Source organism: Halomonas sp. LMYGS-3 (genome assembly GCF_059509875.1).
Genome location: NZ_JCAKFQ010000053.1, coordinates 1 through 9,532 on the forward strand (window position 1 = coordinate 1; position 9,532 = coordinate 9,532).

Genomic DNA, 9,532 nt, shown 5'->3' on the forward strand with positions numbered 1-9,532 from the left:
GCAGTTACCTTCGGCTACGGGGTCATGGCTTACCCCGGTGCGGACTCTCACCGCACTGTGTGCACGCCTTCACGGGCGCACTGGGAGCCACGCTCCGCGGGGCGATGCGGCGCGAAGCGGCGCTGGGCGGTCATCGGCGAGGTTGGCGGCCACCGCCATCTTATGGGCGGCCGGAAGCCCTAAAGCTTTGGAGGAAGTGGCCACTGGCGTGCTGCGTGAAGGACACGCAGAACCCGCACGGTATCACCAGACACGTCATAGACCAGTAGGTAATTGCGGTGCACGACCAGCTCTTGCGTACCCGTGACACGACCGGGACGGCCGAGGTTGGGATGATCGGCCAGCCGCCGGGCTTTCTCCGATACCAGCGCATCGAGAGCCAGCGCGGCGGCGGGGTTATCTTGTGCGATGTATTCGCGGATTTCCTTCCGGTCGAGGCGTGCCAGGCGTGTCCAAACCAGCGTCACGACGCAGAGCCGGTCAGCTTCCGTTGCGTTTCAGCGCGCCACGCAGCCGCTTCGGCTTCGACCTCATCTGCCGAGATCACATCACCGGCATTGGCCGCGTCGATACCGGCCTGAACCTCACGGCAAAACCACGCATCGTGGGCGGCCGCTTCCTGCTGCTCGCGCACGAAATCGCGCATGAAGTCGCGCAGGAGCTGCGCCCCGGTCCTATCCTTGGCCTTGGCCGCTTGGGAAAATTCCGCTTTCAGCGCGTCATCGACACGAAAGGTGAAGGTGGTTTCGCTCAAGGGTCTGCCCCTCATGTGTTACGTCGTAATTACAACGTAGCACATGGATCTCCACTCCGAAAGCGTCAAGGATTCATCCAGGTATGGATCAAGCCCCCGGCGCTCCCTTGCCTACCTCGCAGGAGCTCCCACCGGAAAGGAAACTCCCCCCTGTGTGAGCCACGCTCGCAGGGCGATGGCGGCGCGAAGCGGCGCTGGGCGGTTATCCGCAACCTCAACGATGTCCGCCGGGGCGCCTGCGGCGTCAATCCATCATGTCTACCCGGCAAAACCCTACCTATGGGCTCAGTGGCTGGCTGGGTCGGCCTCGAGCGCCTGGAACGCTTCTCGCTCGATGGCATCGAGCACCTCCTCAGGCACCTGATACCGAAACTGGCGACGACGATTCCGGGACAGCCGCCCCTCGTTGCTCAGGCACATCATTACCAGCCGGGCCAGGTCGCTTCCGCGGATATCGAAGCGCTCATCGATCGTACGGTAGACGCGATCGAAGCAGGCCAGATAGCGTGCTTCCGCTTTGAGGTCCTCTTCCAGCGCCACCTTGGCCATCCGCAGGGTGAAGGCCACGGCAGGCGTGGCATCCCAGTAACGGTAGATGGCCTCACTGCCAGTGAAGCGGAAATCATGATGGTCGGCATCGATCCAGTCGACCCGCCAGTGATCGCGCGCCGCTTTGGAGAAAGCTTCCAGCGCCGCCAGGTAATCTGCCTTGTGACGCTTCATGGCGACGGAAATCGGCAGCAGCTCGCCCTGCTGCAGCTCTCCCGCTCGACACAGGGTGTGGTGGATCAGGAATCGCGAGATCCGCCCGTTGCCATCCATGAAGGGATGCAGGAACACGAAGCCGAAAGCGACGACCGACGCGGTCACCAGCGCCGGCACGTCTTCCGGCAGCCGATTGCCCCACGCCATCAGCTCGCCCATCAACGCCTCGCAGAGCCCGGGTGGGGGCGGCAGGTAGCTGACGCCCAGAGCACCGGGCAGGCCGTTATGCAGATAATTCTGCTCGTGCCGGAATGCGGCTGCCTTGTCGAAGGGGTTGTTGACCGTGCTGTTCTGCAGTTCGACCAGATACCCTTCATCCAGAGGCGTTCCCTCATGGGCCTGGCGCAGCAGTTGCATGAAGCGCTGCTGCTTGTCCGGCGATGGCGACTCGCGCTCGATGGCGAAGGACGACTGGGTTTCGCTCAGATAGGCCCACTGGATGGCGCGATCCAGCATGCCAGTAGGCAAGGTCGCCATGAAGGCCCGGGCCTGGGCCAGGATATCCTCGTCGAGCAGTCGTTGGATCTCCTGCGTGCGACGCACCACGGCACAGTATCGCAAGGTCCCCAGGCCATTGAAATCTACCCGCCAACGGCTGTTGCGCACAGCGGGACCTGTCACATAATGCGCCGGATCGAACAGCGGCACGGCACGTCCGCGAACGCCTGGTGCATGGTCCAGCGGCGCCACGAAGGCCTCGTAGAGGAAGGCGAGCTTGCGCAGGTAGATACCATTGGGGGCCCCCTGCAGGGCCTGGATCAGGGCCGCCGCCGGGAGATGCGGCAAGGCCTCGGCCAGGATGGCCAGGTCGATGCCCTCGTGCTTCAAGGCAAACAGAAAATGGGCCAGCAGGTCGTCATCCGGCGCACGCTCAGCCGGCACGGCCAGGCTATCCTCCAGCGCCATGATCCGTGTAACCGGGCGCACCACGGCAGGCCGGACCGGTTCGCATACGCCCAGCCGCAGTTGCTCCCGCAGGTAGGCATAGCCCAGCAATTTCATCAAGCACCCGCTGACACTCAGGGATTTCGTTCACTTCACCAAGAAAATCTTCACAACGCAATGGAATGGCGATTTTTTAATCACTTCATCCAGCCCTGGAAAGACGACGGGCTCCCGGACGTTGCTATGGGAGCCACGCTATGCGGCGCTGGGCGGTTACCCGCAGCCGCAGCGACATCCGCCGGGGCGCCTGCGGCGCCAATCGCTCGGCGGAGCCAAGCTCCCACCAGGCAAGCAACTGCGCGTCCTGATAGAAGCCCCCACCGGCAAGGAAACTCCCCCCTGTGGGAGCCACGCTCTGCGGGGCGATGGCGGCGCGAAGCGGCGCTGGGCGGTTACCCGCAGCCGCAGCGACATCCGCCGGGGCGCCTGCGGCGCCAATCGCTCGGCGGAGCCAAGCTCCCACAAGGCAAGCAACTGCGCGTTCTGATAGAAGCCCCCACCGGCAGGCAATACTACCACCCTGTGGGAGCCACGCTCTGCGGGGCGATGGCGGCGCGAAGCGGCGCTGGGCGGTTACCCGCAGCCGCAGCGACATCCGCCGGGGCGCCTGCGGCGCCCATCGCTCGGCGGAGCCAAGCTCCCACCAGGCAGGCATCTCCTCGTCCTGACCGGAGCTCCCACAAGGCAGGCCATCTTACCCCGAGACTGGAGCCACAAGGCTAACCGGCAAGCACAGTTATCGGTCATGCTGGATTTGTGCTACCCGCCGACTACTCCTTGCGTTGCGCAAGGCTCATCAAATATAACGCGGCGGCAAGAGCGAGTGCCGAGAGCGCCAGATAGATGGCATCCAGCGGGGTCTGGAAACGGATGTCGACAACGGCGCGGAAGAACTCAATGATCACTGCCAGGATGACCACCCGCGCGATCTTGTCCTTGAGCTGGTCGAAGGACTGCACGTTGAACGGGTGGTGCAGAGCGTGATCTTCGGCTTGCTCGATGGGGGAGACAAACAGCCGGTAAACCCCGAGGCCGAAGATCAACAGCACGATGGCAATCAGGTAGATATCGATGGCCATGATGATGCTTGGCACCACGTTATCGTGAATATCGTCCACGCTACCGAGTAGGTAATAAGCCACGGTATCGAACAACACCTTGATAATATCGATGGTGCCGATGGTGAAGAGCACTACCGCGCCGAGAAGGCTTGGCACTACCGCCATCATCACCAGAAACCGTGAATTCCATAGAAAGCGCTCCAGCAGTCTTTCGATGCGGCCCTGCGGGCTGGGCGATGAGCCGCTCGTTGGCGCCGGGCGAGCATCATTTTGCGAAGTAGGATCTATCGGCATGAGGTCGGTATCTCAGGTTATGGAAGCGCTATCTCAGCGTGGTGATGAATGGTGCTTCAAACGCTTCAACCAGCGCTGTTTGGCATACTGACGCAAATTGTGCACGCTATCGGTTTCATCGACGATATCCTGGCCCAGGATGGTTTCAATGATATCTTCCAGCGTGATCAGCCCCACCCAGGTGCCGTGTTCGTCATGCACCACCCGCAGGTGGTGATGATCACGCAGCATATCGGTAAAAACCTGCTCGATGCTAGTGGTATCGGTAATACTGACTATTGGCCGCTTCAGTTCACTCATGGTTTGTGTATCTTCAGCATGGTACATGTCGGAGCGGTGTACATATCCGAATGCTTGTTCGCTCTGATCCATCACCGGCAGGCGTGTATAAGGTGCCTTGCCATAACGAGCATCAAACTCAGCGACTGTCATCTTCGGAGGCACCGTTTCGCACACCGTGCGTGGCGTCATGGCATCCTTCACCGCTATCTCATGCAGGTTGAGAATGTTGATGATGGTGCGAGACTCGTCCGAGTCGAGCACCTGCTCCTCTAGCCCGATTCGAGACAACGCCTTGATCTCGGCGTCTCGATCATCCTCCTGCCGCCCCGGGGTGCCGGAAACCTGCTGACGGTGCTTGCGGCACCAGCGATCCAGCACGCTGCGCTCTACCCCCAGGCGCCTGGCGGCCTCGGATACGGAATACCCCTGATCGATCACCAGGCTCACCGCATCCGCCTTGAATTCATCGGAAAATCGACGTCGAGTCTTCTTGGTCATGAACACCTCCATTGCCTCCATTATGAGGCTTATCGGGGTGTCCGCTCCAATTGGACCACTTCAGAATAGCGGCCAGTGGCCGGTCAATATTGGCTTTAAGTGCCGCCAGCGCCGAATGGGTGGTAGGGCGGTCCTCCTTGAGCTGGGCAATATAGCTCGGCGTGAGCGAGAGCAGCGCTGCTTCAAGTACAGAACACAAGAACGATACGGCAAGTGACGCAACGACGATCGCTGCAAGGAGAATCATGAGGGCTCGCTGAAAGGGCTGTTCCGGCTGTATACGGAATTGCCGAGGTACTGTCAATATCGACCTGCAATGCGCCTTCTCGGGCCACGCATTATCCACCAGGCCGAAACTGCCGGCGGAGCACATTGGCACAGCGGATGGCTACCACACCATCAGCATCACCGTGGAATATACGTCCGCCGAACGCCGCCTGCCGATGATCCCGCAGTTTTCTGCCAGTTCTGAGGCAGTAGTTCGTGCAGCTGGCTGGCCTCTGGATCGGCAGCCATTCCAGCACATCCTTCAGTGTGCACCAGGTTGGCGTTCAGGGCATGCTCCAACGCGATGCCGGCTACCGAGGCGCCTGCGGCGCCAATCGCGCAGAAAATCTGCGCTCCCACAGGGCAGGCATGATCCACTCGGGTGGCCACCGCCGCGCCTGCGGCGCCAATCGCTCGGCGGAGCCAAGCTCCCACAGGGCAAGCAACTGCGCGTTCTGATAGAAGCCCCCACCGGCAGGCAATACTACCACCCTGTGGGAGCCACGCTTGCGGGGCGATGGCGGCGCGAAGCGACGCTGGGCGGTTATCCTCACTCCCTGGCCGTCAACGAATCCCCCCGCCCCACGGCGTAGTACAGCAGGCCGGCCTGCTGCATCAGGGCTGGCTCGTAGAGGTTGCGCCCGTCGACCACCACCGGCAGTGCCAGCTGCTGCTTGAGCCAGGCGAAGTCGACCGTGCGGAACTCCTTCCACTCGGTGCAGACCGCCAGGGCATCGGCGCCCTTCACCGCCTGGATGCGGTCGGCCACCAGCACCAGATCGTCGCGCTCGCCGTAGAGCCGGCGGCACTCCTTCATGGCCTCCGGGTCGTAGGCCTGCACCCGGGCGCCGGCCGCCCACAGCGCCTCCATCAGGTCGCGGCTGGGGGCATCGCGCATGTCGTCGGTATTGGGCTTGAAGGCCAGGCCCCACAGCGCGATCACCTTGCCCTCGAGCTTGCCGCCGAAGGCCTGGCGCAGCTTGGCGAACATGGCCTGCTTCTGGCGCTGATTCACCGCCTCCACGGCGTTGAGCAGCTCGGCCGAGTAATCCAGCTGCTCGGCGGTGTGGGCCAGCGCCCGCAGGTCCTTGGGAAAGCAGGAACCGCCATAGCCGCAGCCCGGGTAGATGAACTGGTAGCCGATGCGCGGATCAGAGCCGATGCCGCGGCGCACCTGTTCCACGTCGGCCCCCAGCCGCTCGGCCAGGTTGGCGATCTCGTTCATGAAGCTGATCTTGGTAGCGAGCATGGCGTTGGCGGCGTACTTGGTGAGCTCCGCCGCCCGCACGTCCATGAACATCAGCTTCTCCTGCAGGCGGATATAGGGCGCGTAGCACTCGCGCATCAGCTCCCGCACCTTCTCGGCATCGGTGCCCACCACGATCCGCGGGCCGTGGGCAAAGTCGTCGATCGCCGAGCCCTCCTTGAGGAACTCGGGGTTGGAGCACACATCGAAGCCCACCTCCACGCCCCGCGCCTCCAGCCGCCGGGCGATGGCCTCGCCTACCCGGTCGGCGGTGCCCACCGGCACCGTCGACTTGTTGACGACCACCTTGTAGTCGTACATCTGCTCGCCGATGGTGTTGGCCACCGCCAGCACATGGCGCAGGTCGGCGCTGCCGTCCTCGTCCGGCGGGGTGCCCACAGCGATGAACTGCAGGGTGCCGAAGGCCACGGCGTCGGTGGGGTCGGTGGTGAACTGCAACCGCTCGGCCTCCACATTGGCCTTCACCAGCTGCTCGAGCCCCGGCTCGAAGATGGGAATCTCGCCGGCCTCCAGCCGGTTGATCCGGGCCTCATCCACGTCCATGCACAGCACCTCATGGCCCACGTCGGCCAGGCAGGCCCCCGTCACCAGGCCCACATACCCCGTGCCGAAAACGGTAATTCTCATGTCCCTGCTCCTGCAATCGCTACTGGTTCCTGCCCCTATTGTAGAAGCCCCGCTCCGCCGGGCGATAGCGCCGCGCCTTCCAGCGGAACCGCCCCCGTAAGAGCCACGCTCCGCGGGCGATAGGCTGACCCTGTGGGAGCCACGCTCCGCGGGGCGATTGCGCCGCGAATCACTTAAAATGTAACTCGACTGTGAACGACGCCGGCATCAAAGACCTCACCCTCGCCACCTGAATCCGGCCATTCCCATCCCCCAGAACCGCCATCGCCGCGGGCAAGGTCGCGGCGATGGGAAAGGGATCGGGTGTTGCTCACCGCTCCAGGTGACGCCGGTTACCCCGACCCCAGCGAGATCCGCCGAGGCGCCTGCGGCACCAATCGCTCGGCAGACCAAGCTCCTGGCGGGGAATCTTCCACCCCATTGGAGTCACGCAGCGCGGGGGCGAATGCCGTCGTAGCGCCCGCTGCGCCGCGCCCGCTCGAGATCGTAGGCATTCTGCAGGCGCAGCCAGTAGCCCTCGCTGGTACCGAGGAACCGCGACAGACGAATGTCGGTATCCGCCGTGATGGCCCGCGCGCCGCGGGTGATTTCACCGATCCGCGTGGCCGGCACGCCGATCGCATTGGCCAAGGCATTCTTGGTAAGCCCCAGGGGCTCAATGAAATCCTCAAGCAGGATCTCACCGGGATGGATGTTGGGCAGTTGGTCGGTCATATCGCCTCCGATTAGGGGTAGTCGACGATCTCGACATCGTGGGCATTACCGTCTTCGAAGCGAAAGCACAGGCGCCACTGGTCGTTGATGCGAATACTGTGCTGCCCGCTGCGGTCGCCCTGGAGGGCCTCGAGCCGGTTGCCAGGCGATATGCGCAGATCATCGAGGGTCGCGGCGGCATCGAGCTGGCGCAGCTTCTTCAAGGCGCTGCGCTGCATGTCGTGTGGCAGCTTTCGCGCTATCTTGCCCCGGGCAATGGTTTCGGCCTGCTTGTCCTTGAAGGACTTGATCATGTCGCACCCCGGGTCCGCATGTGGCAAATATAACGCAAGGCGTTATATGCTGCAAGACGTTATGCCCGGGTATGAAAAACCCCGCTGTACCCACCAGACGGAAAACCTTCCCCTGGGGCCACGCTCCGCGGGGCGATAGCGGCGCTAGGCGGTGATCCGCCACATCGGCGGCTACCACCGTGGCACCGCACACGCCCCGAAGTCGCTGGCAACCTGGCCCCACTGTCAAGCTCGTTGGAGCCTCAGCGGCTGTTAGACTATGAACCCTGGAGGGGCGAGACGAGGTTCTCCAGATTTTCTGCCAGCATGTCTCTATCCTCCATGTAACTCGACTGTGAACGACACTGGCATCAAAGACCTCACCCTCGCCACCTGAATCCGGCCATTCCCATCCCCCAGAACCGCCATCGCCGCGGGCAAGGCCGCGGCGATGGGGAAAGGGATCGGGTGTTGCTCACCGCTGCAGGTGACGCAGTGCTGCTGGTCGGGTACTCCCTTGGAGCTAACCGTGAGTGAAGTTGGCCGCCTCCATTGGCCCCTTCAGATCAAGCCATGATCCGCCGTGGAATCAGTGCTTGTCTTCGGCGCGCAGGGCCTGGACGTCCGCGGTCGTCAGCCCAGTCGCCTCGGCGATCTGCTCGTCGGTGAGCACCCCCAGCATGATCAGGTTGCGGGCCGTCGCCTGCTTCGCCTCGAGGCGGCCTTCCTCGCGGCCCTCCTCGCGGCCTTCCTCGCGGCCTTCCTCGCGGCCTTCCTCGCGGCCTTCCAGACGCTCCTTCTTCACCAGGTTCTCCAGGTTCTCTGCCAGCATGTCTCTATCCTCCACCAAGCTATCCAGCCGCTCCAGGTTGACGCCGGCCCCGAGTCGCTTCAGGTGACGCTTCAGCCAGCGGGTGATGACTGGGTCAATCCGCGCCTTGAGAGGGTCCGCCTGGATAATCGCCACGATCCGATCGACGGCTTGCTGCAGTGCTTCCCAGCTCGAGGCGGCATTCTCGATACTGAAGATCCCACTCAAGGGCGTTTGCCGCTCGGCAAGCTCATCGTCAGTATAACGTCCCTCGTCGATCAGGTAATAGCGCAGGTGCGGCTGGTAGATCCGCAGGAAGCTCGGCGGTTCCGGCTGCACCATGTCGTACACGTCCTGCCGGGCGGTCCAGCGCTCCGAGCCGTTGTAGAGCACGATGGGTAGCACCGGCGGAAGCCCTTTGCCCGGGGTGGTGACCCGGGTCTTGAGCAGGTGATCGTAGAAGCACGCCACATAGTGCATCAGTCGGATCGGCATGGTGCCGTCCACCGCCGACTGGAACTCCAGCAGGATATACAGGAAGACCCGCTGGGTGATGCCGTTCCAGGTGATCTTCACCGACCACACCACGTCCTCGAACTTCTCCTCGAACAGTGGGGTGATGTAGTTGCCGCTATGGTTCGTCAGCGACGAGAAGTCCATCAGCTCGGCGATCTTGGCAGGCGCAAAGCCCTCGATCAGCTGCTGAACGAACTCCGGGTAGCTGAACAGCTCCTTGTAGCCGGTGTCGTGGTGGTTGCTGGCCATGTGGGTTCTGCTTATCAAGTACTATACATACATGGCTATGTTGGTATCTGTTGTTGATTACCGCCGATCGCCGCACGAAGCCACGCCTCCTCGGCTGGCTTGGCGGTTTCAAACAGTCGCCGCCATGCCAGGTAATTCGGTAAATACGCTGTCCCCACCCCATGAAAGCGCCCCATCCAGCCTTTTAATCGGCTGATATAACTGTTGACG

Annotated in this window: 8 protein-coding genes and 2 pseudogenes; all 10 read right to left on the reverse strand. The window is 62.8% G+C overall.

The features are described from left to right. Nucleotides 1-179: 179 nt before the first annotated feature. Nucleotides 180-467 (reverse strand): type II toxin-antitoxin system RelE/ParE family toxin, encoded by a 288-nt coding sequence (locus tag AC5W54_RS22140; protein ID WP_495964265.1) that lies wholly within the window; start codon nt 465-467, stop codon nt 180-182. After that, on the reverse strand, nt 464-754 hold the full coding sequence (locus AC5W54_RS22145; RefSeq protein WP_495964266.1) for a CopG family ribbon-helix-helix protein: 291 nt from the start codon (nt 752-754) through the stop codon (nt 464-466). Before AC5W54_RS22145 ends, AC5W54_RS22140 begins: the two co-directional genes overlap by 4 nt. A gap of 285 nt (nt 755-1,039) precedes the next feature. Next, nucleotides 1,040-2,521 (reverse strand): Fic family protein, encoded by a 1,482-nt coding sequence (locus tag AC5W54_RS22150; protein ID WP_495964267.1) that lies wholly within the window; start codon nt 2,519-2,521, stop codon nt 1,040-1,042. A gap of 713 nt (nt 2,522-3,234) precedes the next feature. Beyond that, entirely contained in the window at nt 3,235-3,819 is a 585-nt protein-coding gene (locus tag AC5W54_RS22155) for a YqhA family protein (protein ID WP_495964268.1), read from the reverse strand. 33 nt (nt 3,820-3,852) lie between these two features. Beyond that, nucleotides 3,853-4,846, reverse strand: a pseudogene (locus AC5W54_RS22160) (CBS domain-containing protein). Nucleotides 4,847-5,416: 570 nt separating this feature from the next. Next, nucleotides 5,417-6,760, reverse strand: a complete 1,344-nt coding sequence (locus AC5W54_RS22165) for a UDP-glucose dehydrogenase family protein (RefSeq protein WP_495964269.1) — start codon at nt 6,758-6,760, stop codon at nt 5,417-5,419. 426 nt (nt 6,761-7,186) lie between these two features. Next, nucleotides 7,187-7,474 carry a HigA family addiction module antitoxin gene (locus AC5W54_RS22170; RefSeq protein ID WP_495964270.1) on the reverse strand — a complete coding sequence of 96 codons (288 nt, stop codon included), beginning with the start codon at nt 7,472-7,474 and terminating at the stop codon, nt 7,187-7,189. Between the two features lie 11 nt (nt 7,475-7,485). Continuing rightward, nucleotides 7,486-7,767: a type II toxin-antitoxin system RelE/ParE family toxin gene (locus AC5W54_RS22175; RefSeq protein ID WP_495964271.1), complete on the reverse strand. Its 282-nt coding sequence runs from the start codon at nt 7,765-7,767 to the stop codon at nt 7,486-7,488. Nucleotides 7,768-8,335: 568 nt separating this feature from the next. After that, entirely contained in the window at nt 8,336-9,322 is a 987-nt protein-coding gene (locus tag AC5W54_RS22180) for an Rpn family recombination-promoting nuclease/putative transposase (protein ID WP_495964272.1), read from the reverse strand. A gap of 35 nt (nt 9,323-9,357) precedes the next feature. After that, nucleotides 9,358-9,532 (reverse strand): annotated as a pseudogene (locus AC5W54_RS22185) (IS1595 family transposase); the annotation flags it as partial.